The 26,058-nt window shown below is 71.3% G+C and carries 22 protein-coding genes; 4 read left to right on the forward strand and 18 right to left on the reverse strand.

What is annotated here, in order from left to right; genetic code table 11:
• Positions 1 to 23 precede the first annotated feature (23 nt).
• Together hisS and B0E54_RS12425 are read right to left on the reverse strand one after the other, a co-directional pair.
• A complete protein-coding gene (gene hisS / locus B0E54_RS12420; RefSeq protein ID WP_234583495.1) occupies positions 24 to 1,352 on the reverse strand; it encodes a histidine--tRNA ligase in 1,329 nt (442 codons plus the stop codon).
• Positions 1,353 to 1,424: 72 nt separating this feature from the next.
• The gene (locus tag B0E54_RS12425) at positions 1,425 to 2,135 is read right to left on the reverse strand and encodes an MBL fold metallo-hydrolase (protein ID WP_234583496.1); all 711 of its coding nucleotides are present in this window, start codon (positions 2,133 to 2,135) and stop codon (positions 1,425 to 1,427) included.
• Between the two features lie 267 nt (positions 2,136 to 2,402).
• Here B0E54_RS12425 and B0E54_RS12430 point away from each other — a divergent pair, with 267 nt between their 5' ends.
• Together B0E54_RS12430 and B0E54_RS12435 are read left to right on the forward strand one after the other, a co-directional pair.
• Positions 2,403 to 3,281, forward strand: a complete 879-nt coding sequence (locus B0E54_RS12430) for a peptidylprolyl isomerase (RefSeq protein WP_234583497.1) — start codon at positions 2,403 to 2,405, stop codon at positions 3,279 to 3,281.
• A gap of 59 nt (positions 3,282 to 3,340) precedes the next feature.
• On the forward strand, positions 3,341 to 4,180 hold the full coding sequence (locus tag B0E54_RS12435) for a peptidylprolyl isomerase (RefSeq protein ID WP_234583498.1): 840 nt from the start codon (positions 3,341 to 3,343) through the stop codon (positions 4,178 to 4,180).
• Between the two features lie 69 nt (positions 4,181 to 4,249).
• On the opposite strand, the gene B0E54_RS12440 is transcribed toward B0E54_RS12435, so the two are convergent.
• The 8 genes from B0E54_RS12440 to ruvC all read right to left on the reverse strand — a co-directional run bounded on the left by B0E54_RS12440 (position 4,250) and on the right by ruvC (position 13,703).
• Positions 4,250 to 6,778: a RelA/SpoT family protein gene (locus B0E54_RS12440; RefSeq protein ID WP_234583499.1), complete on the reverse strand. Its 2,529-nt coding sequence runs from the start codon at positions 6,776 to 6,778 to the stop codon at positions 4,250 to 4,252.
• Between the two features lie 169 nt (positions 6,779 to 6,947).
• Entirely contained in the window at positions 6,948 to 7,514 is a 567-nt protein-coding gene (locus B0E54_RS12445) for an adenine phosphoribosyltransferase (protein WP_234583500.1), read from the reverse strand.
• Between the two features lie 103 nt (positions 7,515 to 7,617).
• Entirely contained in the window at positions 7,618 to 8,811 is a 1,194-nt protein-coding gene (gene secF / locus B0E54_RS12450) for a protein translocase subunit SecF (protein ID WP_234583501.1), read from the reverse strand.
• A gap of 1 nt (position 8,812) precedes the next feature.
• The gene (gene secD / locus B0E54_RS12455; protein WP_234583502.1) at positions 8,813 to 10,723 is read right to left on the reverse strand and encodes a protein translocase subunit SecD; all 1,911 of its coding nucleotides are present in this window, start codon (positions 10,721 to 10,723) and stop codon (positions 8,813 to 8,815) included.
• A gap of 279 nt (positions 10,724 to 11,002) precedes the next feature.
• A complete protein-coding gene (yajC, locus tag B0E54_RS12460) occupies positions 11,003 to 11,341 on the reverse strand; it encodes a preprotein translocase subunit YajC (RefSeq protein ID WP_308195356.1) in 339 nt (112 codons plus the stop codon).
• Between the two features lie 139 nt (positions 11,342 to 11,480).
• A complete protein-coding gene (ruvB, locus tag B0E54_RS12465; protein WP_234583503.1) occupies positions 11,481 to 12,548 on the reverse strand; it encodes a Holliday junction branch migration DNA helicase RuvB in 1,068 nt (355 codons plus the stop codon).
• A 28-nt stretch (positions 12,549 to 12,576) separates the two neighbouring features.
• On the reverse strand, positions 12,577 to 13,179 hold the full coding sequence (gene ruvA, locus B0E54_RS12470) for a Holliday junction branch migration protein RuvA (protein WP_234583504.1): 603 nt from the start codon (positions 13,177 to 13,179) through the stop codon (positions 12,577 to 12,579).
• Positions 13,176 to 13,703 carry a crossover junction endodeoxyribonuclease RuvC gene (gene ruvC, locus B0E54_RS12475; RefSeq protein WP_234583505.1) on the reverse strand — a complete coding sequence of 176 codons (528 nt, stop codon included), beginning with the start codon at positions 13,701 to 13,703 and terminating at the stop codon, positions 13,176 to 13,178. Before ruvC ends, ruvA begins: the two co-directional genes overlap by 4 nt.
• Positions 13,704 to 14,193: 490 nt before the next feature.
• On the opposite strand from ruvC, the gene B0E54_RS12480 reads away from it, so the two are divergent.
• Positions 14,194 to 14,976, forward strand: a complete 783-nt coding sequence (locus B0E54_RS12480; protein ID WP_234583506.1) for a 3-hydroxybutyrate dehydrogenase — start codon at positions 14,194 to 14,196, stop codon at positions 14,974 to 14,976.
• Positions 14,977 to 14,990: 14 nt separating this feature from the next.
• Complete coding sequence (locus B0E54_RS12485) at positions 14,991 to 16,910, forward strand: helix-turn-helix domain-containing protein (protein ID WP_234583507.1); 1,920 nt, start codon at positions 14,991 to 14,993, stop codon at positions 16,908 to 16,910.
• A gap of 24 nt (positions 16,911 to 16,934) precedes the next feature.
• On the opposite strand, the gene B0E54_RS12490 is transcribed toward B0E54_RS12485, so the two are convergent.
• The 8 genes from B0E54_RS12490 to B0E54_RS12525 form a co-directional block, all read right to left on the reverse strand.
• Positions 16,935 to 17,543, reverse strand: a complete 609-nt coding sequence (locus B0E54_RS12490) for a TetR/AcrR family transcriptional regulator (protein WP_234583508.1) — start codon at positions 17,541 to 17,543, stop codon at positions 16,935 to 16,937.
• Positions 17,544 to 17,554: 11 nt separating this feature from the next.
• Complete coding sequence (locus B0E54_RS12495; RefSeq protein ID WP_234583509.1) at positions 17,555 to 19,123, reverse strand: MFS transporter; 1,569 nt, start codon at positions 19,121 to 19,123, stop codon at positions 17,555 to 17,557.
• A gap of 186 nt (positions 19,124 to 19,309) precedes the next feature.
• A complete protein-coding gene (locus tag B0E54_RS12500) occupies positions 19,310 to 19,942 on the reverse strand; it encodes a transcriptional regulator (protein WP_234583510.1) in 633 nt (210 codons plus the stop codon).
• A 204-nt stretch (positions 19,943 to 20,146) separates the two neighbouring features.
• Complete coding sequence (locus B0E54_RS12505) at positions 20,147 to 21,310, reverse strand: acyltransferase (protein WP_234583511.1); 1,164 nt, start codon at positions 21,308 to 21,310, stop codon at positions 20,147 to 20,149.
• Between the two features lie 55 nt (positions 21,311 to 21,365).
• Complete coding sequence (locus B0E54_RS12510; protein ID WP_234583512.1) at positions 21,366 to 22,676, reverse strand: glycosyltransferase 87 family protein; 1,311 nt, start codon at positions 22,674 to 22,676, stop codon at positions 21,366 to 21,368.
• A 209-nt stretch (positions 22,677 to 22,885) separates the two neighbouring features.
• Positions 22,886 to 23,902: a branched-chain amino acid ABC transporter permease gene (locus B0E54_RS12515; RefSeq protein ID WP_234583513.1), complete on the reverse strand. Its 1,017-nt coding sequence runs from the start codon at positions 23,900 to 23,902 to the stop codon at positions 22,886 to 22,888.
• Positions 23,899 to 24,780, reverse strand: coding sequence for a branched-chain amino acid ABC transporter permease (locus B0E54_RS12520; RefSeq protein ID WP_234583514.1), 882 nt, complete (start codon positions 24,778 to 24,780; stop codon positions 23,899 to 23,901). The genes B0E54_RS12515 and B0E54_RS12520 overlap by 4 nt, the downstream gene beginning before the upstream one ends.
• A 10-nt stretch (positions 24,781 to 24,790) precedes the next feature.
• Entirely contained in the window at positions 24,791 to 26,041 is a 1,251-nt protein-coding gene (locus B0E54_RS12525) for an ABC transporter substrate-binding protein (RefSeq protein ID WP_234583515.1), read from the reverse strand.
• Positions 26,042 to 26,058: the final 17 nt, after the last annotated feature.

Here is a 26,058-nt window from a genome sequence, read left to right on the forward strand (position 1 = left end):
GCCGTGCGCGCCAGTCGTGACACTCAACCGACCTTCGGCTTCAGGTCCTCCCGGGGCGGCGCCCACTCCCCGGCGTCGGCAGTGACCTGCTCACCCGAGCGGATGTCCTTCACCTCGTCCGGAGCGCCGTCGGCCCCCGGGAACCAGACGTACGGGATGCCACGCCGCTCGGCGTAGCGGATCTGCTTGCCGAACTTCGCCGCGCTCGGCGACACCTCGGTGGCGATGCCCCGCCCGCGCAGCGCCGACGCGATCCGGCCGCTGGCCGAGCGGTGCTCCTCGTCGGCCAGGGCCACCAGGACACAGGTGGGCACCGAACGGGAGACCGACAGCTCCCCCGCGCCGAAGAGCAGCCCGAGCAGCCGGGTCACGCCGATCGAGATGCCCACCCCGGGGTACGAGACAGCGCCGGCGCTGGCCAGGTTGTCGTACCGGCCGCCGGAGCAGATCGAGCCGAAGCGCTCGTAGCCACGCAGTTGGGTCTCGTAGACGGTGCCCGTGTAGTAGTCCAGCCCACGGGCAATGCGCAGGTCCGCCACGCAGAGGCCGGGCGAGTGCTCGGCGGCGGTGTCCACCACCCGGACCAGCTCCTCGATGCCCTCGTCGAGCAGCGGGTCGCTCACCCCGAGCGCCCGCACGGCGTCGGCGAAGGAGGCGTCCGGGGCGGAGATCTCGGCCAGCGCCAGGCACGCCTTGGCCTGCGCCTCGCTCGCCCCGGCGGTCTCGGCCAGCAGCTCGGTCACCTTCGCCGGGCCGATCTTGTCGAGCTTGTCGACGGTACGCAGCGCCGCCTCCGGGTCGGTCACCCCGATGCCCCGGAAGAAGCCCTCCCAGATCTTGCGGTTGTTGACCTGGATGGTCACCGGTGGGATGGGCAGGGCGCCCAGCGCGTCGCCGATGACCAGCGGCATCTCCGCCTCGTGGTGCGCGGCCAGGGTGTCCCGGTCGACGATGTCGATGTCGGCCTGGACGAACTCCCGGTAGCGCCCCTCCTGCGGCCGCTCACCCCGCCACACCTTCTGGATCTGGTAGCGGCGGAACGGGAAGCTCAGCTTGCCGGCGTTCTCCAACACGTACCTGGCGAACGGCACGGTCAGGTCGAAGTGCAGGCCGAGCTGGTCGTCACCACCGGATCCCTCGGCGTCGGCGTGCAGCCGCCGAATCACGTAGACCTCCTTGGAGGTCTCGCCCTTGCGCAGCAGCTGGTCCAGCGGCTCCACGGCGCGGGTCTCCAACGGCGCGAACCCGTACAGCTCGAAGGTGTCCCGGATCTTGCCGAGCACGAACTGCTCGATCATCCGCTGGCCGGGGGTCCACTCCGGGAAACCGGAGATGGGCGTGGGCTTGCTCATCGGCGTACTCCTTGCGGTGCCGCGCCCGCGGCGCGGTGGTGTCGTGGGTCCGCGCGCGGCGCGGACGAAGAACTAGAGGCCCCGGGTGGGAGCGGCCGGCGTCGTGCCGGCCACCTCGATGAGGTACGGGTTGCTGGCGCGCTCGCGGCCGATGGTGGTGCTGGGGCCGTGGCCGGGCAGCACGACGGTGTCGTCGGCCAGCGGGAGGATCTTGTCGCGCAGGCTGGTGAGCATCGCCGGCATGCTGCCGCCGGGCAGGTCGGTGCGGCCGATCGAGCCGGCGAAGAGGACGTCGCCGGAGAGGCAGATCTCGTCGGCCTCCCAGCCCGACCCCGCGCCGGGCAGCCGGAACAGCACCGACCCGCCGGTATGTCCCGGGGCGTGGTCGACGGCGATCTCCAGGCCGGCGAGCGTGAGGGTCGCGCCGTCGGTCAGCTCGGCCACGTCCTCCGGCTCGGTGTAGCTCAGCTTGCCGCCGAAGAGCGAGGTCAGGTCGGCCGACAGACCCTTGGCCGGGTCGGCGAGCATCTCCCGGTCGCCGGGGTGCACGTACGCGGTGATCCCGCGCGCGCCGCAGACCGGCGCCACCGAGAACGTGTGGTCGAGGTGGCCGTGGGTGAGCAGCACGGCGGCCGGATGCAGGCGGTGCTCGGCGAGCAGCGCGTCGAGCTGGTCGAGCACCCCGATGCCGGGATCGACCACCACGCACTGCTCCCCCGGCGCGGTGGCCACCACATAGCAGTTGGTGCCGAAGGCGTCCGCGGGAAAGCCGGCCACGAGCACGGGCGCTGTCCTCTCCGTCGAGCTGTCGTCCTGCCCAGCAGCCTAACCGGCGCGGCGAGCGCGTTTGCCGCGTCCGCCCCCGAGGCCCCATCCGACACAGTGACATCGCACGATATGGGCTGCTGGCGGCGGGGTGGACCTCGTACACCACATTCCCAGTCACTAGCCGTACACTCTGGCGGGCGTGTGGCGTGGCACACGCGACGCCCGGACGGGCCGGGGTACCCGGCCGCCGGTGACGACCAGGCAGAGGAAAGGGGAGCACCTGTGGCTTCCAGCAGGGACCGGCAGCGCAAACTGGCGCGGGCCAAGCTCGACCGGCAGTTGGCTCGCCGGGCCGCCGCCACGCGGCGTCGCCGGCAGATCCAGGCCGGCGTCGGCGCCTTCCTGGTCCTCGCGGTGATCGTGGCCGGCTCGGCCTGGGCGCTCGGTGCGTTCGACTCCGATCCGAAGAAGAACACCGCCGCGGAGGACACCTGCCTCTGGACGCCGCAGGACGCGAGCGCCAACACCAACCTCAAGGACGTCGGCACGCCGGCGACCAAGGACCTGCCGACCGACGGCACCCGGGCGATGACGGTCACCACCAACCAGGGTGCGCCGATCACCGCCGAGCTGAACCTGGCCAACTCCCCCTGCGCGGCGGCGAGCATCGCCCACCTGGCGAGCCGGTCGTTCTACGACAACACCAAGTGCCACGAGATCACCGCCGACGGCGCGCTGCGCTGCGGTGACCCCAGCGGCACCGGCCTCGGCGGGCCCACCTACTCGTTCTACGACGAGGACGTGCCGACCGTGCCGTCGGCGTCGCCGTCGGCCAGCCCGGCGCCCGGTCAGCCGCCGACGTACCCCAAGGGGACCGTGGCGATGATCTCCAACCCGCCCGGTGCCAACGGCAGCCAGTTCCTGATCTTCTTCAAGGACTTCACGACCACTGACCCGAAGTACCCGGTGATCGGCAAGGTGACCGGTGGGCTCGACGTGGTCGAGAAGATCGGTGCCCTGCCGACCGTGGACAATGGGACCGGGGCAAAGGTCAAGCCCAAGACCGACGTGGTGATCCAGAGCCTCACGGTCGGCGAGCCGGTCACCGGCGCGGCACCGGCGCCGTCCGGTGCTCCGGCCAGCAGCCCGAGCGCCGGCTGACCGGTCGCCCCACCCCACCCGAGCGGCACCCCGCAGCAAACAGCCAGGAGGATCCAGGCGTGACGTCCACCAGAGAGCGGCAGCGCGCGGCGGCACGCGCCCGACTCGAGAAGGAGATGGCCGAGCGCTCGGCCAAGGCCCGCAAGCGCCGCCAGACGCAGGCGATCGTCGGCGCGGCCGCCGTGCTGGTGCTCGTGGTCGCCGGCACCGTGTGGCTGGCCACGACCCTCGGCGGCGACGACGACAAGACCGACACCGCCGCCTCGGCGCCCGGTGCCAGCGAGTGCGTCTACAACGCGATGCCGACGGACCAGCGGCCCCCGCAGATCAAGGACGTCGGGGTGCCCAGCAACCAGCAGTCCGCCAAGGGCGTGCAGACCATGACGATCACCACCAACCTGGGCCCGATCACGGCCAAGGTCGACAGGTCGCAGGTGCCGTGCACGGCCGGGGCGTTCACCTACCTGGCGGACAAGAACTTCTTCGACAACAGCAAGTGCCACCGCCTGGTGACCGAGGGCATCAAGGTGCTGCAGTGCGGTGACCCGAGCGCCACCGGCAAGGGCTGGCGGGACACCGACGGCACGGGTGGCCCGAGCTTCCGACTGCCGGAGGAGAACCTGCCCACCGACAAGCGCCCGCCGTACCCGGAGGGCGTCATCGCGATGGCCAACTCCGGTCAGCCGGGCAGCACCGGCAGCCAGTTCTTCATCGTGTACGGCGACTCGCCGCTGGACCCGGCGTACACGGTGCTGGGCACGGTCACCGGCGGCATGGACATCGTCAAGGACGTGGCCAAGGCCGGCGACGACGGGGCGTTCGCCCAGCAGGCCGGTGGCGGCCACCCGAAGAAGGAGGTCGTGATCACCGACCTCACGATGAGCCCGCCGCAGGGCTGACACCCGCACGAGACGACGAAGCGCCCGCCGGCTGAGCCGGCGGGCGCTTTCGTGTGCGGGGTACGGGGTTCAGGCGCCCGAGGTGACCCGGTACGCGTCGAAGACCCCGTCGACCTTGCGAACGGTGGCCAGCAGGTGGCCCAGGTGCTTCGGGTCGGCCATCTCGAAGCTGAACCGGCTCACCGCCACCCGGTCGCGGGTGGTGGTGACCGTCGCGGACAGGATGTTGACCCGCTCGTCGGAGAGCACCCGGGTGACGTCGGCGAGCAGCTTGTGCCGGTCCAGTGCCTCGACCTGTATCGCCACCAGGAACGTGGAGGCGGACGTGAGCTTCCAGCTCACCTCGACCACCCGCTCGGCCTGGGCCCGCAGGTCCTCGGCGTTGGCGCAGTCGTCGCGGTGCACGCTCACCCCGCCGGAGCGGGTGACGAAGCCGAACACCGAGTCCGGTGGGACCGGCGTGCAGCAGCGGGCCAGTTTGATCCAGACGTCGCTGACGCCACGGACCACCACACCGGGATCGCTGCTGCTCTGGCGGCTGCGCGGCGGCCGGGTGGCGACGGCGGTCTCGGCGATGTCCTCCGCCGCGCCCTCCTCGCCGCCGTACGCGGCCATCAGCTTCTGCACCACCGACTGCGCGGAGACCTGACTGTCGCCGACCGCCGCGTACAGCGACGCCACGTCGGCGAGGTGCAGGTCCCGGGCGATCGACATCAGCGCGTCGGAGGTGAGCATCCGCTGCAACGGCATGCCCTGCTTGCGCATCGCCTTGACGATCGCGTCCTTGCCGGCCTCGATCGCCTCCTCGCGCCGCTCCTTGTTGAAGTACTGGCGGATCTTCGTGCGGGCGCGCGGGCTCTTGACGAAGCCCAGCCAGTCCTGCGTGGGGCCGGCCGTCTCGGACTTCGACGTGAAGATCTCGATCACGTCGCCGTTGGACAGCGTCGACTCCAGAGGCACCAGCTTGCCGTTGACCCGCGCGCCGATGCACTTGTGCCCCACCTCGGTGTGCACCGCGTACGCGAAGTCCACAGGCGTCGACCCGGTCGGCAGCGGGATGACGTCACCCTTGGGGGTGAAGACGTACACCTCCTGGCTGGACAGGTCGAAGCGCAGCGCGTCCAGGAACTCGCTCGGGTCGGCCGCCTCCCGCTGCCAGTCCAGCAGCTGCCGCAGCCAGGTCATCTCGTCGATGTGCGCCGGCGGGCCGACGATCTGGGTGCCCTTGTGCTCCTTGTACTTCCAGTGCGCGGCGATGCCGAACTCCGCGGTGCGGTGCATCGCGTACGTGCGGATCTGCATCTCCACCGGCTTGCCGGTGGGCCCGATGACAGTCGTGTGCAACGACTGGTACATGTTGAACTTGGGCATGGCGATGTAGTCCTTGAACCGCCCCGGCACCGGCTGCCAGTTGGCGTGGATCACGCCGAGCGCCGCGTAGCAGTCCCGCACGGTGTCGACCAGGATCCGGACGCCGACCAGGTCGTAGATGTCGTTGAAGTCGCGACCCCGCACGATCATCTTCTGGTAGATCGAGTAGAGGTGCTTCGGCCGCCCGGTCGTCTCCGCCTTGATCTTGGCGGCCTTCAGGTCGGTGCCGACCTTCTGGGTGACCTGCCGCAGCAGCGACTCCCGCTGCGGCTGGTGCTCCCCGATCAGCCGGTTGATCTCCTCGTAGCGCTTGGGGAACAGGGTGCCGAAGGCCAGGTCCTCCAGCTCCCACTTGATCGTGTTCATACCGAGCCGGTGGGCGAGCGGCGCCAGGATCTCCAGCGTCTCCTTGGCCTTCTGCTCCTGCTTGGGGCGGGGCAGGAAGGTCAGGGTGCGCATGTTGTGCAGCCGGTCGGCCAGCTTGATCACCAGCACCCGCGGGTCCTTGGCCATCGCCACGACCATCTTGCGGATCGTCTCGGCCTTGGCGGCGTCGCCCAGCTTGACCTTGTCCAGCTTGGTGACGCCGTCGACCAGCAGGGCGACCTCGCCGCCGAAGTCGGCGCGCATCGCGTCGAGCGTGTACTCGGTGTCCTCGATGGTGTCGTGCAGCAGCGCGGCGACGAGCGTGGTGGTGTCCATGCCCAGGTTGCCGAGGATGGTGGCGACGGCGAGCGGGTGGGTGATGTACGGGTCGCCGGACTTGCGGTACTGCCCGGAGTGCCACCGCGCGGCCGTGTCGAAGGCGCGCTGGAGCAGCCGCGCGTCGGCCTTCGGGTGGTTCTCCCGGTGACTCGCGATGAGCGGCTCCAGCACCTCGCTGACCTGCGAGGTCTGCCAGGGCGCGTTGAACCGGGCCAGCCGGGCGCGCACCCGCCGACCGGTGGGCGCGTTGGACAGCCCGAAGCCACCGCTCGGCGACGGGTCGACGCCGGCGTCGGTCGGGAACGGGACCACGACCCCGTCGGCGCCCGCGGACGCCTCGGTGGTGGCGCTCACCGGGACCCCGGTCGGAGCCGTCGCGCCGTCGGCAGGAGCCCTGCCGGAGCCGTTGTCGGTGCCCGTCACCCGGGCCGGCGCGTCGCCGTTCCGGTCGGTCACCGAGCCGTCAGCGTCGCCTGTCGGGTGCACCGTGCCCTCCGCCGGAGGGACGACATCGTGGGACACCGGCCTCCTCACCGCTCGCCGGAAACACACCGGCCGAACGTCGGCCGGCCTGGTCTCGCGTCGCCGGACGGTGTACCGCCGGCGTCAGCAAAGGGCAATGCTACCCGCACGGACGGTCCCCTGCCGCTCCGCCGGACGGTCGGCGCGAGCTCCGCCCGACGGGCCGGGCTCAAACGGTCAGCAGGGCATGGACCGGGCGCGGCGCCAGCCGCTCCCGCGCGCCCAGGAAGCCGATCTCCAGCAGAACGGTGAAGCCCGTGACCGTCCCGCCGGCCCGCTCGACGAGGTCCAGCGTCGCCTCGGCGGTGCCGCCGGTGGCCAGCACGTCGTCGACGACCAGCACCCGGTGGCCGGCGGTGAAGGCGTCCTCGTGCACCTCCAGGGTGGCCTCGCCGTATTCGAGCGCGTACGACACCGAGTGCGCCGGACGGGGCAGCTTGCCGGCCTTGCGCACCGGCACCACGCCCACCCCGGCCGCGTACGCGACAGCCGCCGCGACGACGAAGCCGCGCGCCTCGATGCCCACCACCACGTCGAAGCCGTCCCGCCCGTGGTACGCGACGATCCCGTCGACGACCTCGCGGAACGCCTTGCCGTCGGCGAACAGCGGCATCAGGTCCTTGAACAGGACACCGGGCTTGGGGAAGTCCGGCACGTCCAGCACCCGGCTGGCCACCAACCGGGCGGCCTCCGGGCCGCTGTCCCCGCGCGCCGCGGTGCTGTGGGTCTCCGTCACGGTTGTTCGTTTCCCTTCCCACGACGACGGCGTCCGGCATGCTGCTCGCACAGCATGCCGGACGCCGTTCGGGCGTTTCCTCCCGGGTCGACCCCGGGGCCGGTCAGCGCCGCTTGGCGCCGCCGGGCCGGTTACCGCCGCCGCCGGGGCGACCGCCCCGGGCGCCGGTCGGCCGCTTGCCCACCGGCCGCGCGCCCACCTTCGGGGCGGCGCCGGCCAGCGCGGCGGAGTCGGGGTCGAGCGGCGCGTCGGCCACCTCGCCCTCGACCGGGGCCGCAGCGCCCTTGCCGGTGACCTCGCCACGGCCCGGCGTGCCCCGACGGGCCTGCACCCGCTTGTTGTGCGCCTGGATGCGGGGGTCGTAGTTCTTCAGCAGCGCCAGCAGCGGCGTCGCCACCAGGATGGAGGTCAGGAACGCCACCGCCATACCCACGAACAGCACCAGGCCGAGGTCCTTCAGCGTGCCGGCGCCGAGCAGGCCGGCACCGATGAAGAGCAGACCACCGACGGGCAGCAGGGCCACCACCGAGGTGTTCAGCGACCGCATGAGGCTCTGGTTGACGGCCAGGTTGGCCGCCTCGCCGTACGTCATGTTGTTGTTGGCGGTGATGCCGCGGGTGTTCTCCTGGACCTTGTCGAAGACCACCACCACGTCGTAGAGCGCGAAGCCCAGGATCGTGAGGAAACCGATGATCGTCGACGGGGTGACCTCGAAGCCGACAAGCGAGTAGATGCCGGCGGTGAGGATCAGGTTCGTGAACAGCGACGCCACCGCGGCGACCGCCATTCGCCACTCGAAGCGCAGGATCAGGTAGACCATCACCAGCGCGATGAAGATGACCAGACCGAGCACGGCCCGCGAGGTGACCTGGCTGCCCCACGCCTCGCTGACCTGGTTGCCGCTGATCTGGTCGGCGCTGATGCCGAACCGCTTGGCGATGTCGGCCTTGACGGCGGTGGCCTGCTCCGCGCTGAGCTGACCGGTACGCAGCTCGTAGGTGTCGCCGCCCGTGCCACCGACCTTCTGCGCGGTCACCACCTCGGCGCCGCCGCCCTCGGCCGCGAGCGCGGCGTCGACCTGCTCCTCGGCCTGGTTCAGGGTGCCGACGCTGGCCGGCACCTGGAACGAGTTGCCGCCGGCGAACTCGATGCCGAGGCTGAACCCGCGGATCGACACGCTCAGGATCGCGATCAGGATCAGGATCCCGGCGACGCCGAACCAGAGCTTGCGCCGGCCGACGACGTTGAGACCGGCCTCGCCGTTGTAGAGGCGGCTCGCCAAACCGTTCTGAGCCATCTCAGGCCTCCTTGGCGCGCGGGTTGCGGGGCTGAGTCTGCTGGTTGCGGGCCGGAAGCGCCCGGCCCAGGCCGCTGACCCGCGGGGACAGGAACGCCCGGGTCCGGGCGAACATCGTCATGATCGGGTGCCGGAAGAGGAAGACCACGACCAGGTCCAGCACCGTGGCCAGGCCGAGGGCGAACGCGAAGCCCTTGACCGTGCCGACCGAGACCACGTAGAGCACCACTGCGGAGAGCAGGGTGATCGCGTTGGCGGAGATGATCGTCCGGCGGGCGCGGACCCAGGCGCGGGGCACCGCGCTGCGCGGGCTGCGCCCCTCCCGGATCTCGTCCTTGAGTCGTTCGAAGTAGATGACGAACGAGTCCGCCGCCACACCGAGCGAGACGATCATGCCGGCGATGCCGGCGAGGGTGAGCGTGAAGCCGATCTGCCGGCCGAGCACCACCAGCGCGCCAAAGACGAGCAGCGCGGAGAGGATCAGGCTCAGGAAGATCACCGAGCCGAGCAGCCGGTAGTAGAAGAACGCGTAGATGATGACCAGCAGCATGCCGATGCCGGCCGCGAGCAGACCGGCGCGCAGGTGGCTGGCCCCCAGGGTCGCGGTGACGTTCTGCGACTCCTGCGCCTTGAAGGTCACCGGCAGCGCGCCGTAGCGGAGCTGGCCGGCGAGCGCGCTGGCGTCCTTCTGGTTGAAGTTGCCGGTGATCTGGGAGTTGCCGGTCAGCACGCCCTGGATCTCCGGGGAGGAGACGATCTCGTTGTCCAGGACGACAGCCACCCGGCACTTGCCGTCCTGACCGAGCGCGCTGGCGTCGCAGGCCTGGCCCTCGTTGTTGAACGCCTCACGGGTCAACGCGGTCCACTTGCTCTGGCCGTCACCGGTGAAGTCGAGGCTGACCACCCAGGCGTTGGTCTGGTCGAGCACCGCGTCGGCGTCGTCCACGTCGGTGCCGAGGACCTTGGCCTGGTCGAGCAGGTACTTCGAGGCGCCGCCCTCGCAGGACACGACCTGCTGCTTCGGGTCGGAGATCGACGCCGGGGGACGCTTGTCGAGCTGGGCGCACCCGATCGTCGGCACGTTGAACTGCATCTGCGCCGGCAGCACGGCGACCTCTTGCGGCGACAGCGCGCTGAACGGCTTGAGCTTGTCGCCCAGCGACGGGTCGGCGCTCAGGTCGGCGGGGGCCTGCAGACCGCTGGCGGCCTGCCAGGCGGCGGCGCCGACCTTCTGCTCGACGGCCTTGCGCTGCTCCTCGACGCTCGCCGGCACCGGCTCGGCGCTGGCGCTCGCCGACGGCGCGGGGGCGCTCGCCGAGGCCGAGGGGGTCGGCGTGGCAGGCGTGGCACTGGCGGACGGCGCGGGCGCCATCCCGCCCTGTCCACCACTGGCCGACGGGCTCACCTTCGGCGCGGCGCTGCCGGACGGGGTCGCCGACGGGGCGCCGGACGGGGTGACGCTGCCCGGCGGAGCCGCCGTGGCGGCCGGCGGCGCGGCGGCCGTCCCGCTGCCGTCGGCGGCCTTGAGCACCTTGCGGAAGCGCAGCTCGGCCGCGCTGCCCACCTCGTCGAGGTTCCGGTTCTCACCGGGCAGGGAGATGACGATGTTCCGGTTGCCCTCGGTGACCACCTCGGCCTCGGCCACGCCGAGGCCGTTGACCCGGTTCTCGATGATCTGCCGGGCCTCCTCAAGGTTCTCGGCAGTCGGGGGCTTGCCGTCGACGTTGTTTGTCGCCTCCAGCGTCATCCGGGTGCCGCCGATCAGGTCCAAGCCGAGCTTGGGCTCGAGCCGGTCCTTGAAGCTGCCGCTGGCGCCGCCCGAGAAGAACACCAAAAGATAGAGGACGACGAAGATGAACCCGAGCACGGCGAGCTGCCGGCCGGGTCGCATCTGTCCCTGAGGTGGTGCCACGGTTGTCCTGTCTCCCTGTACGGTCGCGCCGCTGCGCGCGGCGGCGGCGAGTGTCGGGCCGGGGGTCCCGGCCAACGGGTCTGACCTGGCCGACGGGGGTGCCGGCGCGCTGGCCGGACACGCCGGCGTGGGACGCCGACGGTCACGGGAACGTGCCGACGCCCGGCGTCGACCCAACTATCCAGTTTTCACGTCGCGTCCGCTGCCCCGTCCGTGACGGGGCGGCCCCGAACTCCGGTCGCCTGGCCGTACGCCAGAACCGTCGCCCGGCGGGCGGAGTCAGTCCTTGACGGTGTCCGCGTCCTCGGTGACCGGCTCGCTCGGCAGCTCCGCGCGGGTGACCACCCGGGCGATGGCCGGCCGGGCGTAGCGGGTCTGGACGCCCGGAGCGATCTCGAGCAGCACGGCGTCGTCCTCGACGCCGGTGACCGTGCCGTAGAGCCCGCCGATGGTGACAACCTCGTCGCCCGGGCCCAGCGCGGACTGCATGGCCTCCGCATCGCGGCGACGCTTCTGCTGCGGACGGATCATCATGAAGTACATGACGCCGAAGAGCAGGACGATCATCAGGATCGGCGTGAAGCCGCCGGCCCCACCACCCGCTGCAAGGTATTGCACGGTTACTGCCTTCCCATTGGCCACCAGCCACGGCACGGGAGTGCCGGAGCGGAGGCGGATTCTCACATCCTGTACAGACCGCGGCGAAGTCTAATCCCTGCACCTGAGAACACCGAATGCGGCACAGATCACGTTCACATCACGGCTGATCGGTGTCCAGGGAGAACAGATCGGGCGCAGACGGGACATCCATCCCAAATGTACCATTCGGCGGAGTACGCCCCAGGTGCCGCCAGGCAGCCTCCGTGGCCACCCGGCCCCGCGGGGTACGAGCCAGCAGGCCGGCGCGCACCAGGAACGGCTCACAGACCTCCTCGACCGTGTCCGGCTGCTCCCCCACCGCCACGGCGAGCGTGGACAACCCGACCGGGCCGCCCCGGAACGAGTCCACCAGCGCGGTCAGCACCGCCCGGTCCAGCCGGTCCAGGCCCAGCGCGTCGACGTCGTACACCGTCAGGGCCTTGCGGGCGGTGCCCAGGGTGACCACACCGTCGGCCCGGACCTCCGCGTAGTCGCGGACCCGGCGCAGCAGCCGGTTGGCGATCCGCGGCGTGCCCCGGGACCGGCCGGCGATCTCCGCCGCGCCGTCGGCGGTGATCGGCACCCCGAGGATGCGCGCCGAACGGTGCAGCAGCGTCTCCAGGTCCGCCGGGGCGTAGAAGTCGAGGTGCGCGACGAAGCCGAACCGGTCCCGCATGGGCCCGGTCAACAGACCCGAGCGGGTGGTCGCGCCGACCAGGGTGAACGGCTCGACGTCGAGCGGGATCGCGGTGGCGCCCGGCCCCTTGCCGACCACCACGTCGACCCGGAAGTCCTCCATCGCGCTGTAGAGCAGTTCCTCCGCCGGCCGCGCGATCCGGTGGATCTCGTCGATGAAGAGCACGTCGCCCTCGGCGAGGCTGGTCAGGATCGCCGCCAGGTCGCCGGAACGCTCGATCGCCGGACCGCTGGTCACGCGGATGCCGGCGCCCAGCTCCGCGGCGACGATGTTGGCCAGGCTCGTTTTGCCCAGCCCGGGAGGCCCGGACAGCAGGATGTGATCCGGGGGCGACCCCCGCCGCATGGCGCCCTGCAACAACAGGTCGAGCTGATCGCGCACCCGGTCCTGGGCGATGAACTCGGCCAGCCGCCGGGGCCGCACGGTGGCCTCCACGTCCCGGTCGGCATCACTGACGTACGCCGAGACGAGCCCGTCGGTGTCGCTCACCGCGCCGCCCCCCGTCGCCCCTGGGCGGTCATCGGGTACGACCCAGCAGGCGGATGGCCTGCTTGAGCAGGACCGGCACGGGCGGGGTGGCACCGTCGATGGTCTCCGCCACGGCGGCCACCGCCTGGTCGGCCTGCCCGGCCGTCCAACCCAGACCGATCAGCGCCTGCCGCACCTGATCGGGCCAGGCGCCAGCGGTCACGCCGCCCACCCCGTCGGCGCCGATCGACACCGGGCCGATCCGGTCCCGCAACTCCAGCACCAGGCGTTCGGCGCCCTTCTTGCCGATCCCGGGCACCCGGGTCAGCGCGGCGGTGTCGGCGTTGGCGATGGCCTTTCGCACCGCGTCCGGCGTGTGCACGGCCAGCACCGCCTGGGCCAGCCGTGGGCCGACCCCGCTGGCGGTCTGCAGCAGCTCGAACAACGCCTTCGCGTCGTCGTCGGCGAAACCGTAGAGGGTCAGCGAATCCTCCCGGACCACCAGGCTGGTGGCCAGCCGCGCCGGCTGCCCCACCCGCAGGTCGGCGAGGGTCCCCGGGGCGCAGTGCACGGCCAGGCCGACACCGCCGACCTCGATCACGGCCAGATCCGGGCCTGTCGCGGTCACCGTGCCGCGCACGCTGGCGATCATCGTGCTCCTCCTCGTCGTGCCCGATCGGCCGCGGCGGCCAGCTTGGAACGGGTGCCGCCGCGCCACACGTGGCAGATGGCCAGGGCGAGAGCGTCGGCGGCGTCGGCCGGCTTCGGTGGCTCGTCCAGCCGCAGCAGCCGGGTCACCATGGCGGTCACCTGCGCCTTGTCGGCCTGACCGGAACCGGTCACCGCCGCCTTCACCTCGCTGGGCGTGTACGTCTGCACCGGCAGCCCCGCCCGCGCCCCGGCCAGCACGGCGATGCCGCTGGCCTGGGCGGTGCCCATCACCGTCCGGACGTTGTGCTGGCTGAACACCCGCTCGACGGCGACGCTCTCCGGCTGGTGCTCGGCGACCAGTTTGGTCAGCGACCGGTCCAGGTGCAGCAGGCGCAGCGGCAGGTCGTCGGCCGGGTCGGTGTAGACCACGTAGTACGCGATGAGCGTGCACGGCCGGCCGGGCACGCCCTCGACGACGCCCACCCCGCACCGCGTCAACCCCGGGTCGACCCCCAGCACCCGCACGCCGCCCCCTCCCCCAGCCGTCAGCAGTACGTGTGTTCGACACCCTAACCGGCCTCCTTCCCAGCAGCCCCACGGGACACGCCCTCCCCCACCCCACGCCCCCTGACGACCCGCGCCCCGCGCCCCGCGCACCGCGCCCCGCGCCCCGCGCACCGCGCCCCGCGCCCTGCGCAACTTCCCGGAAGTTGCTGCCTCCGACGCTCGGGAGACAGCAACATCCCTGATACTGCGCGGATCTTGACGACGATCACCCACCCGACCGGCCGGGAGGGGGGCGCGGCACCGCAGCCGTCAAGGTCGTGCTCGAACCAGGATGTAGTGGTCACGAGACGCCGGGAGACCACTACATCCTGGTTGTTGCGCGATCTTCCGGCGCGGCGCGGCAGCCGGGGCGAGGCGCCGCGGCGGGACATGGCCACACAGCATTGGCACCGAGTATGTGTCGCTGCCCCATGTGCCGCAGGGCACACAGCTCGTAACTTCTTGCGCCATGACGGCAGAACCCGTGGCGGTCCCCCACGTCGTACAGCTCGACCTCTCCGGTCGGACCGCCCTGGTCACCGGGGGCGGCAGCGGCATCGGGCGGGCCTGTGCCCTGCGGTTGGGCGCGGCCGGCGCCACGGTGCTCGTGGTGGACCGCAATCTGGAGGCGGCCAAGGCGGTGGCCGCCGAGGCCGGCGGACGCGCCGAGGGAGTGGACCTGGCCGACGCGGCAGCGGTGGACGCGCTCGACGTGGACGTGGACATCGTGGTGAACAACGCCGGCCTCCAGCACGTGGCGCCGCTGCAGGACTTTCCCGTCGAACGTTTCGAGTACATCCAGCGGGTGATGGTGGAGGCGCCGTTCCTGCTGATCCGTCGCGCGTTGCCGCACATGTACGCCCGCGGCTGGGGCCGGATCGTCAACATCTCGTCGGTGCACGGCCTGCGCGCCTCGCCGTACAAGGCGGCCTACGTCTCGGCGAAGCACGCCCTTGAAGGGCTGTCGAAGGTGGTGGCGCTGGAGGGTGCCGCGCACGGGGTGACCGCCAACTGCATCAACCCGGCGTACGTACGAACGGCCCTGGTGGAGAGCCAGATCGCCGATCAGGCGGCCAGCCACGGCATCGGCGAGGCCGAGGTGATCGAGAAGGTCATGCTGGCGCGGGCCGCGATCAAGCGGCTGATCGAGCCGGAGGAGGTCGCCGAACTGTTGGCGTACCTCTGTTCGCCACCGGCGGCCTTCATCACGGGCGCGTCGATCGCGCTCGACGGGGGCTGGACGGCCAACTAGTGGGCCTGAGCACAATGTCGACCATGTCGTCGCCGGTGGAGTTCCTCGAACTGCTCGCTCGCGAGGCCGCCGCGGTGGAGTTCGAGGGCCCGTTGGTGGCCGCGCGCGCCGGCGGGATGCCCGCCGACCGGCTGGCCGAGCTGGAGCAGGCCAAGACGGTGGCGCTGCGGGTCCGCGCGCTGCTGGAGCGCCGCCGCCGTCGGGAGACCGAGCTGTCCGGCCTGTACGACACGGTCAGCGACCTGGCGGGGCTACGCGACCTGGACGACGTGCTGCGGGCGATCGTGCACCGGGCCCGTAACCTGCTCGGCGCCGACGTGGCGTACATGACGCTCAACGACGACGAGCGCGGCGACACGTACATGCGGGTGACCGACGGGTCGGTCTCGGCCCGCTTCCAGCGGCTGCGGCTGCCGATGGGTGCCGGCCTCGGTGGCCTGGTCGCCCAGTCCGGAGCCCCGTACGTGACCGCCAACTACGGCGAGGACGCGCGCTTTCACCACACCGGGGAGATCGACGCGGGCGTGGGCGAGGAGGGCCTGGTGGCGATCCTCGGGGTGCCGCTGCGGCTCGGCTCCACCTCGATCGGGGTGCTCTACTCGGCCAACCGCTCGGCCCGGCCGTTCGCCCGCGAGGAGGTGGCGCTGCTGGTCTCCCTGGCCGCGCACGCGGCGGTGGCGATCGACACGGCCCGGCTGCTGGCCGAGACCCGCTCGGCGTTGGCCGAGTTGTCGGCGGCGAACACCACCATCCGGGCGCACAGCAGCTCGGTGGAGCGGGCCGCGGCGGCGCACGACCGGATGACGGCGCTGGTGCTGCGCGGTGGCGGGGTGGAGGACGTGGCCGCGGCGGTGACCGAGGTGCTGGGCGGGGCGCTGCTGGCGTTGGACGCCGAGGGCCGGTTGCTGGCCCGGGTGGGCGAAATCGACGAGCCGGACCGGGCGAACATCGTCGAGGCGGTGGCCGCCTCGCGTACGGAGGGACGCAGCGTGCGCCGCGGCCCGCTCTGGTACGCGGCGGTGGTGGCCGGTGCGGAGAACCTGGGCGCGCTGGTGCTGCGGCCCGACGACGAGTTGGTCGACGCCGACCAGCGGATCCTGGAGCGGGCCGCGCTGGTGACCGCGCTGCTGCTGCTGTTCCGCCGGACGGTGGCCGAGGCGGAGGGGCGCGTCCGTGGCGAGTTGCTGGACGATCTGATCGCCCGGCCGCTGCGCGACACCGACGCGCTGCGCAGCCGCGCCCGCCGGCTCGGTGTGGACCTGGACGCGCCGCACGTGCTGGTGGCGGTGGGCGACGACGCGATCGCGGCGACCGGCTCGGCGCGGCAGCGGGTGCTCTCCTGGGCCACCACGTACGCCTCGGCGCGCGGTGGCCTGGCCGCGGCGCGCGACGGTCGGGTGGTCCTGATGCTGCCGGGCCAGGATGCCGGTGGCAGCGCCCGCGCGGTGGCCCGGGACCTGTCGCGGGTGACGGGCCGGCCGGTGACGGCCGGGGCGAGCGGCCCGTCGACCGGGCCGGGGACGCTGGCCGGGACGTTCCACGAGGCGGACCGCTGCCTCACGGCGCTGGGCGCGCTGGGCCGCGCCGGTCAGGGCGCCAGCACTGCGGAGCTGGGCTTCGTCGGTCTGCTGCTGGGCACTGTCGGTGACCGGGGTGAGCGGGACGTGGCCCAGTTCCTCACCGCCACGGTCGGGCCGGTGGTCGACTACGACGCCCGGCGCGGGACGGCGCTGGTGAAGACGCTGGAGGCGTATTTCGGGGTGGGCGGCAGCCTGGCCCGGGCAGCCGAGCAGTTGCACGTGCACGTCAACACGGTGACCCAGCGCCTGGAGCGGGTGGGGCAGCTGCTCGGCGCGGACTGGCAGCGCCCCGAGCGGGCGTTGGAGGTGCAGTTGGCGTTGCGCCTGCACCGGCTGCGCGCCCCGGCGGGCTGAACCCGCCGGGGGCGCGCGGTCGGGTCAGCGGGCGCGGATGCCGTCGAGGACGGTGTCGACGACCTGCGCCGGAAGTTTCCGGCCGTCCAGGTCCGGGTTCCACTGAAGGACGCGTTGGATCAGCATCGGCCCGGTGAGCAGCGCCATGGTCACCTCGACGTCGATGTCGGCCCGTAGCAGCCCTTCCTCGATGCCGCGCCGCAGCACCTCGCGCATGAGCTGCCGCCGGGGCGCGATGATGTTCTGGTAGAGCTGGAACTGGTCCGGGCTGCGGTTCACCGCCGGCACCAGACACGGCATGATCTTCGACGCGCGGGGGTCGGCGTTCTGCCCGATCGCGCCGACCAGCAGGAGCAGGTCGTCGCGGACGGAGTCGCCGGCCGGCTGCGGCATGACGCCCTTGAGCCGGCGCAGCGCGTCCAGCAGCAACGCGTCCTTGCCGGCCCAGCGGCGGTAAATGGTGGCCTTGCCGACGCCGGCGCGGGTGGCGATCGCCTCGATCGAGAGCGCCTCGATGGTGCTGCCCTCGGCGAGCAGGTCGAGGGTCGCCTCGATGATCGCCTCGTCGGCGCGGATGCTCCGCGGTCGCCCGGGCGACCGCGGAGCATCGGCGGTGGACGTCATGTCCGACATTGTCGCCGAACCTAGGCCGTGCCGGCCAACTCGGGCTCGGCGGCGGGGGCCGCCGACGCCGGAGCCAGGGCCTCGCGACCCGGCATCCACCGCAGCACCACGAGCATGCCCAGGGCCGCGACGATCGCGGACAGCGCCGCCGCCCAGTGCATGGCGGTGACGAAGGCGTCGTTGGCCGCCGAGATCAGCGTCGGCGCCGCCGGACCGAGCTGGCCGGCAGCCGCGTACGCCCCGGAGATCGACTCGTTGGCCGCGTCCTGTGCCTGCGCGGGCAGGCCGGTCAGCGCGTCGCCCACGTCACTGCGGTAGACCGCGGAGAGCACCGACCCGAGGACCGCCACGCCGAGCGCGCCGGCCACCTGGCGGACGGTGTTGCTCACCGCGGAGCCCACGCCGGCCTTCTCGCGGGGCAGCGCCGACATGATGGACTCGGTTGCCGGCGGCATGATGTTGGCCATCCCGACGCCCTGGATGAAGAAGACGACAAGCACGATCCAGATCGGGGTGGACGCGCCGATGAAGGCGAACGCGGCAAGCGCCACCACGGTCAGCCCCAGCCCCACTGCGGCGACCGCCCGGCCGCCGTAGCGGCGGACCATCGCGGCGCTGCGCGGCGCGAAGATCAGCTGGGCGCCGGCGAAGGGCAGGAAGAGCAGGCCGGTCTGCAGCGGGCTGTAGTCGCGGACCAACTGCAGGTAGAACGAGCTGAAGAACATCACGCCCATCGCGGCGAAGAACACCAGGCCGACGATCGCGACCGGCGCGGCGAAGCGCGGCACCTTGAACAGCCGGACGTCCAGCGACGGGTGGTCGGAACGGAGCTCGTGCCGCACGAACCAGGCCAGCACGGCGAGGCCCACCAGGATCGAGCCCCAGGCCACCGGACGGTCGAAGCCGTGCTCGCCACCGTCGATGATGCCGTAGGAGAGGGCGACCAGGCCGACCACGGAGAGCAGGACGCCGAGCAGGTCGACGCGGCCGGGGCGCGGGTCACGCGACTCGGGGACGAGCAGCGCCACCAGGATCACGCCGGCGACGACCACCGGGACGTTGATCAGGAAGACCGAGCCCCACCAGAAGTGCTCCAGCAGCGTGCCGCCGAGGATCGGGCCGATCGCCACGGCGAGGCCGACCGCGCCGGCCCAGACGCCGATGGCCCGGCCGCGCTCACGCGGGTCGAACACGTTGGAGATGATCGAGAGCGTCACCGGCATGATGGCCGCGCCGCCGACCCCCATCAGGGCGCGGGCCGCGATGAGCTGCGCGGGGCTGTCAGCGTACGCGGAGAGCAGCGACGCCAGGCCGAACAGCGCCAGCCCGATCATCAGGAAGCGCTTGCGGCCGGCGCGGTCGCCGAGCACCCCGAAGGTGAACAGCAGCCCGGCGAAGACAAGCGTGTAGGAGTTGATGGACCACTCCAGCTCGCCCTGGCTGGCCCCGAGGCCGTGGATCGGGTCGGCCAGGGTGCGCAGTGCGACGTTGAGGATCGTGTTGTCGAGGACGACGACGAGGAGGCTGATCACCAGCACCCCCAGGATCGCCCACCTCCTCGGGTGTCCCGTGTTCTCGTGCAGTTCCATGCCCGGTTCTCCCCCCGGTTGCACCCGTCACGCAATACGATACGGGCCAGACTCGTAACGCGAACAGCCTACGGGCGGGCATTAACGATACGGAACCGATCCGTATCGTATGTGGTGCGCATCACGTCTGGTCCGGCACCCCGATCGGGGACACGACGGGTCGGCCCGGGACGCACCCGCCGAAGCTCAGCGAGGTCGCGGGTTGTCCAGGCAGGCGGCGACGGCGTCCGGCAGCGCGTCCAGGTGGACCGCCGGCGCGGCGAGCGGCTCGATCCAACCCGGCCCCGCGCCGTACACCCGCAGGCGCGGGAAGTCCCGGGCGAAGCGCACCAGGCGGTACGCGCGGCCGGTGACCGGCGTCTGCGACCAGAGCACGACGGTGTGCGGGCGGGCCTGGTAAACCGCGTTTGTCAACGCGGTCCAGGGCAGCGCGGGGCCGAGGTGAAGGCAGCCGCGCCCCTGTTCCCGCAGGGCGGCGGCGAGCGCGTGCAGGCCGAGGCTGTGCGCCTCCTGCTCGGCGCCGGCCAGCAGCACACCGCCGGCGGGCAGTGAGCGGCCCGGCTCGCGCCGGTGCACGTCCAGCCCCACCCGGACGCCCTCGGAGAGGGCATGCTCGACGGCGATCTCGGCGGCAGTACGCCCCGAGAGCCTCGCCAGCAGCGGCCGGCACACCTGCTCCCACAGCGCCGGCACGCCCCACTCGTCGGCCAACTCCAGCGTCAACGTGGCGACACGGTTACCGTCCAGGTCCTCGGCCGCCAAGAAGACACCCTTGTGCGCGGTCTGCACGGCGTCGGCCGGAATCGGATGGGTCAGCACCAGACGTACCCCCGGGTAGGCGTTCTCTACCCGGGGGTTCGTTGAAACGACGCACGGTGGATGCGCCGTCGCGGGATTTGCCGGCAACTGCGTGACGCACCCGCAGCCCACCGACGACGCCGGCCGGCGCCCCCATCGAGGCGCCGGCCGAGCGTTCGTGCGTCCTTCAGCGCCGCCGGCACAGTCAGCGCGTGGGCCCCGATGTCAGCGAGTGGTCCGCAATTGGCGCATCGAGTCGTTGAGCTGCCGCTTCATCCAGCGAGCGGCGGGCCGTTCGATGAACCGGTGGATCAGCCAGGCGGCGATCAGCAGAGCGGCGATCAGCGTGGTGATCAGCAACCACGGCGACAGGTGGTCCTGGAGCCGGTCGATGACGGCGAGCCCGACCGTCTGGTGAATGAGGTACAGCGGGTAGGTCATGGCACCGGCCGTCGCGACCCAGCCCCATTTCACCCAGGAGAAGAAGTTGAGAGCGACCGCTGCCATCACCACGACGAAGGCTGTCACGATGACGGCCGTCGGCGCGAAGGCGACGTCGCGGGCCTGGGCCAGGCTGGGCAGCCGGGTCAGCGCGATCAGCAAGGAGAGGCCGACGATCGACCACAGCAGCAGGTTCGGGCCGAACCGGTAGATGAGGTAGAGGGCGATGCCCGCGATGAAGTAGCTGGAGTAGCCAGCCGCCACGACGGCGCTGAACCACGCGCTGCCGAACTTGGGCACGACCAGCGAGGCGACGGTCCAGATGGCGCAGAAGGCGACCACACCGCGGTAGGTCAGGCCGCGCGCCACGAGGATGGCGAAAAGGAGGTAGAAGATCATCTCGACGGTGAGCGTCCAGTACGACAGGTCGAGGTGCCGGATGCCGAGGAACTCCTGCATCATCGTCAGGTTGCCCACCACGTCGCGGAGCTTGAGGTCGACACCCCTCGGCACGGCCACGAGCACGGCGGCGGCCACCAGGACAGCGAACCAGTAAGCGGGGTAGAGCCGGACGACGCGGGAGACGAAGAAGTCACCGACGGAGCGTCCCCAGGCGCTCATGCAGATGACGAAGCCGCTGATGATGAAGAAGAGCTGCACGCCGAGGAAGCCGTACTTGGAGACGGAGTGCAGCAGCCCGAAGTGGGACGCGGCGGAGGGCTGCCACGCACCGACCTTGTCTCCGATGAGGTGGTACGCGACGACCATGAGCGCAGCGCCGAGGCGCAGTCCGTCGAGGACCAGCAGGCGCGGCCGCCGCCCGCCCGCCGCCCGCTCGACGGCCGGCGCCACCACGCCGGCCTGCTGGGGCAGGTCCGCTCGTTGGCCAGCCCGCATCGGCTCGGTGGTCTGCGCTGCGACCGCGTGCTCGTCCATCGCCTGCGTCATCGACGTCTCCTGGTGTTCGCGGCGGTTCCGTGCCGCTGTCGCCGTAGGGAATTGATCATGGGTTTGCGGTGCCGACGGGCGGCAGGACCGTCCGTTCCGCACGCGACCGCCAGTACAGCCAGAACGCGGCGAGCGTGAAGAGCACCAGCGTCGTCGACACGTAGGGATCAACCGCGAACCGCTGGGCCAGCCCGTCAAACCGGTTAGCCTGCCAGATCAGGCCGCGCGGGGAGAGTCCGCCGTAATAGGGGCCCGGCCACATGAGAAACGGCGCGATCGCGGCTATCGCGACGATGCCGGCGACCAGACGTGCCGCGCCGTGTGAGCGACGCGCTACGTCGATCAACACCACCGCCATCGGGCCGATCCAGAGCCAGTAGTGCGACCAGCTGATGGGCGAGATGAGCAGCATGGTGAAGCCGACGACGACCATGGCCATCGCTTCCTCGCCGTGCCGCGCAAGCGCGGTGGCAAGGGCGAGGCCACCGACCAGCACGACCGCGACGGAGAGCATCCACCAGATGGTGTTCTGCTGGTCGGTTTCGAGCAGTCGGGCGGTGAACCCCTGCAGGGACTGGTTGCCGCCGTACCGCGGGCCGGAGGACATCAGCACTCGGTGCGAGTCGAACGCCCGCCCGGTCAGCCAGTAGTCGTACGAGCCGCCCGGCTGGATGATCGCGCCCAGCAGCGTGAGCCCGGCGAAGGTGCCGGTCGCGACGATGGCGGCCCGGATTCGCCGGGTGAGCAGCAGGTAGACCACGAAGAGTCCGGGCAGCAGCTTGGTCGCGGTTGCGACGCCGATGCCGACGCCCTTGAACCGGCTCCGGCCGGGCAGGGCGAGGTCCGCCACGACCAGCAGCAGCACGAAGATGTTGATCTGGCCGAGGTCGAGGTTGCGCTGCAGCGGCTCGGTCCAGAGCAGCACCGCGCCGACGGCGGCGACGAGACCGAGCCGGCCCCGGGTGCCCTCGTAGCCGAGCATCGTGGTGGTGAACCACAGGGCGAGGAAGATCGCTGCGATACCCACGATGTTCATGACGGTGAGCGCGGTCCGCGGATCGAGCAGCGTCAGCGGCGTCAGGAACGGCAGGGTGATCGGCGGATAGGTGTACGGAAGGGCGAGCGTGGTGTACCCGAGCTGGTAGACGGGCTGCCCATCGAGGAACGCGTGGGCGGCCCCGAGGTACATGTTGAAGTCCGTCCCCCGGAACGGGCGGTCGCGCACGAAAGCGCCGTACGCCGCGAGCGAGACGGCCAGCAGGGCCAGGCCCGGGAAGAGGAGCCAGTTCGGCAGGGGGGTCCGCGGGGGCGCGACGTGATCGGCCGGTACGTCGGTGGCGAGCCGACGGATGCGCTCTATGGTCATAGTGGGCTGGATGGTAGTCGGGTTGCCGCCCCCGTGGGTAACGACCCCTCGCGCCTTCGACGACCACCGTGTCCAAAAAGTTACGATCGGTTGCACCGCTGGCCGAGAGGGCTGCAAACTCCCTGGCAGGAGCGCGTGACCGGCCTGGCGGCGAAGAGGCCGAGCCGGCGACCCGGGCTCGTCGCCCAGGCCACCGACGCACGCCAGAGCTATCCGCGGCGGGTGACGGCCAGGCGCCGGGCCAGGTCGGCCACGGTCCCCCAGATGCCGCGCCGGAACAGCACCACGACAAGGACGAAGATCCCGCCGGTCACCAGGCCGATCGCCTCGAACCCGGAGAACGACAACCAGTCCTCCAGCCGGACCACAATGCCGGCGCCGAGCACCCCGCCCCAGAGCGTGCCGATCCCGCCGAGCACCACCACGATGACCGCCTTGCCGGAGGTGGTCCAGTGCAGCACGTCCAGCGAGACGAACCGGTGGCCGACCGCGAACAGCCCGCCGCCCAGCCCGGCGATGAACCCGGAGAGCACGAACGCGGTGAGCTTGTAGCGGTGCACGGGGTAGCCCAGCGCACGGGCGCGGGCCGGGTTGTCCCGGATGCCGACGAGCACCCGGCCGAACGGCGAGTGCACGATCCGCCAGGCGGCGGCCAGGCCGAGCAGCACGATCGGCAGGATCGCGTAGTAGAAGTAGTAGTCGTCGGTCAGGTCCAGGCCGAAGAACGAACGGGGCACGCCCTGCAGGCCGTTCTCCCCCTGGGTCACCGAGCGCCACTCGTTGGCCACGTAGTAGACCATCTGCGCGAAGGCCAAGGTCACCATCGCGAAGTAGATGCCGGTGCGCTTGACCGCCAGGTAGCCGATCGGCACGGCCAGCAGGGCCGCGGCGAGCGCACCGGCCAGCACGGCGAGGGGGAACGGCAGGCCGGCGTGGATGGCCACCAACCCCGTGACGTACGCCGAGGTGCCCCAGAACGCGGCGTGCCCGAAGGACATCAGCCCGGTGAAGCCCAGCAGCAGGTCCACCGCGACGGCGAACAGCGCCCAGCAGAGGATGTCCACCGCGACCGCGGGGTAGAGGCCGTTGGGCAGCCACGCCGCGACGGCCAGTCCGACGGCGAGCAGCGCGTACCGCACCCAGCCGGGAGCCCGGGCCACGGCGATCAACCCGGACGGCGGCGTCGAGCGGGACGCGTCGGCGGCAGTGTCCACGGTGCTGGTCATGCGGGAGCCTCCTCACGACCGAACAGGCCGGCCGGGCGCCAGAGCAACACGCCGGCCATCACGACGAAGACGATGGTCTGCGAGACGATCGGGAAGGCGGACAGGTACGCCTCACCCCACGCCTGCACGAGGCCGATACCGAAGCCGGCGGCGACCGAACCGAAGATCGAGCCCAGCCCGCCGATCACGACCACCGCGAACACCACGATGATCAGGTCGGCCCCCATCAGCGGGTTGACCGCGCGCATCGGAGCGGCCAGCACGCCGGCGAGACTGGCCAGCCCGATCCCGAAGCCGAAGACCGGTGTCACCCACCGCCCGACGTCGATGCCGAAGGCGCGGGTCAGGTCGGGCCGCTCGGTGGACGCCCGGACCACCATCCCGATCCGGGTGCGGGTGAGCACCCACCACACCGCGACGCAGAGCAGCACCGCGAAGCCGAGGATGAACACCCGGTAGGTCGGGAAGTCGAAGAGCCCGAAGTTGACCGACCCGCTCAACAGCGACGGGGTCTCGTACGGGCTGGACTGCACGCCGTAGCGCAACTTCACCAGGTCCTGCAGGATCAGCGTCAGGCCGAAGGTGAGCAGGAAGTTGTAGAGCGGGTCGAGCTTCGTCAGCCGGTGGATAACGGCGCGCTCCAACGCCATGCCGAGCAGACCCAGCCCCACCGGCATGATCACCAGGGCCGCCCAGAACGGCACTCCCACCTCGGTGAGCAGCACGTACGCGCCGAACGCGCCGAGCATGTAGAAAGCGCCGTGCGCGAAGTTGACCACCCGCAGCATGCCGAAGATGACGGCGAGCCCGAGGGCGAGCAGGGCGTAGAACGCCCCGCTCACCAGCCCGTTGAACGTGTTCTGCGCGAAGCCGCTCACAGCCAGCCGCTCACAGCTTGCAGTCCGCCGAGGGCGCGCGGAACGCCTCCGCGGCGGGGATCGTCTTGAGCACCTTGACGTAGTCCCACGGCTCGGTGACCTCGGCCTGCGGCTTGACCTGGGCCAGGTACGCGTCGTGCACCACCCGGTGGTCCTCGGCGCGGATCTTGCCGTTGCGCAGGAAGACGTCCTCGATGGTCTTACCCTCCAGCCCCTTGACCACGGCGTCCGCGTCGTCGGTGCCGGCGGCCTGCACCGCCTCCAGGTACTGCAACGCCGCCGAGTAGTTGGCGGCGTGCGCGAAGGTGGGCCGCGTGCCGGCCTTTCGCTGGAACCGGTCGGCGAACTCCCGGTTCTTCGCGTCGAAGTTCCAGTACCAGGCGTCGGTGTACGTGGTGCCGGCCAGCGCGGCCGGGGTGAGCGAGTGGATGTCGGTGAGGAACATCAGCCCCACCGCGAGGCCGACGCCCTTGTCGCGCAGCTTGAACTCGTTGTACTGCTTCACCACGTTGACCAGCTCCGCGCCGGCCTGCATGGTGCCGAGCACGTCCGGCTTCGGGTTCAGCGTCGGCGCCTTGAGCAGGAAAGTGGAGAAGTCACCGCTGGTGTTCGGGAACGGCGCCCCGTCCTTCCCGACGACAGTCCCGCCGGCCGCCGTGATGGCGGTGGAGAAGCTCTTCTCCATGTCCTGCCCGAACGCGTAGTTCGGGTAGAGGATGTACCAGTTCTTGCCGATCTGCTCGGTGGTGGTCTTCCCGGTGCCGTTGGCCAGCATGTACGTGTCGTAGGCGTAGTGGAACGTGTATTTGTTGCAGCTCTTACCGGTCAGGTCGGTCGTCGCCGCGCCGATGTTGAAGTAGAGCTTCTTCTTCTCCTTCGCCACGTCGGCGACCTTCAGCGCGGCCGACGAGGTGGGCACGTCCAGGATGAGGTCGACGCCCTTGCGGTCGTACATCTCCTGGGCCTTGGAGTTGGCCACGTCCGGCTTGTTCTGGTGGTCGGCGGTCTCCACGGTGATGTTCCTGGTCACCGCCTTGTCGCCATACTTCGCGGTGAAGTCGGCGATGGCCATCTCCACAGCCGTCACCGAGTTCTTGCCGGACAACTCCGAGTACGCCCCGGACTGGTCGTTGAGCACGCCCAGCACGATCTTGTCGCCGGTCAGCTTCTCCTCGCCGCCCGCCTGGGGTCCACCGCCGCCGCAACCGGCGACCAGCAGCACCGCGGCCGACGCCGCGGCCACACCCACCGTCCTGCGCATGCCCACTCCATCCATGC

It is taken from the genome of Micromonospora sp. MH99 (genome assembly GCF_021442385.1).
GTDB lineage: Bacteria > Actinomycetota > Actinomycetes > Mycobacteriales > Micromonosporaceae > Micromonospora.

What these genes read in the sequence shown, in the direction of transcription:
- B0E54_RS12515 (WP_234583513.1), bottom strand. Translation starts at nt 23,902, where the DNA reads ATGACCAGCACCGTGGACACTGCCGCCGACGCGTCCCGCTCGACGCCG.
- B0E54_RS12525 (WP_234583515.1), bottom strand. Translation starts at nt 26,041, where the DNA reads ATGCGCAGGACGGTGGGTGTGGCCGCGGCGTCGGCCGCGGTGCTGCTG.
- B0E54_RS12485 (WP_234583507.1), top strand. Translation starts at nt 14,991, where the DNA reads ATGTCGACCATGTCGTCGCCGGTGGAGTTCCTCGAACTGCTCGCTCGC.
- B0E54_RS12495 (WP_234583509.1), bottom strand. Translation starts at nt 19,123, where the DNA reads ATGGAACTGCACGAGAACACGGGACACCCGAGGAGGTGGGCGATCCTG.
- hisS (WP_234583495.1), bottom strand. Translation starts at nt 1,352, where the DNA reads ATGAGCAAGCCCACGCCCATCTCCGGTTTCCCGGAGTGGACCCCCGGC.
- B0E54_RS12505 (WP_234583511.1), bottom strand. Translation starts at nt 21,310, where the DNA reads ATGACGCAGGCGATGGACGAGCACGCGGTCGCAGCGCAGACCACCGAG.
- B0E54_RS12480 (WP_234583506.1), top strand. Translation starts at nt 14,194, where the DNA reads ATGACGGCAGAACCCGTGGCGGTCCCCCACGTCGTACAGCTCGACCTC.
- B0E54_RS12510 (WP_234583512.1), bottom strand. Translation starts at nt 22,676, where the DNA reads ATGACCATAGAGCGCATCCGTCGGCTCGCCACCGACGTACCGGCCGAT.
- secF (WP_234583501.1), bottom strand. Translation starts at nt 8,811, where the DNA reads ATGGCTCAGAACGGTTTGGCGAGCCGCCTCTACAACGGCGAGGCCGGT.
- ruvA (WP_234583504.1), bottom strand. Translation starts at nt 13,179, where the DNA reads ATGATCGCCAGCGTGCGCGGCACGGTGACCGCGACAGGCCCGGATCTG.
- B0E54_RS12490 (WP_234583508.1), bottom strand. Translation starts at nt 17,543, where the DNA reads ATGTCGGACATGACGTCCACCGCCGATGCTCCGCGGTCGCCCGGGCGA.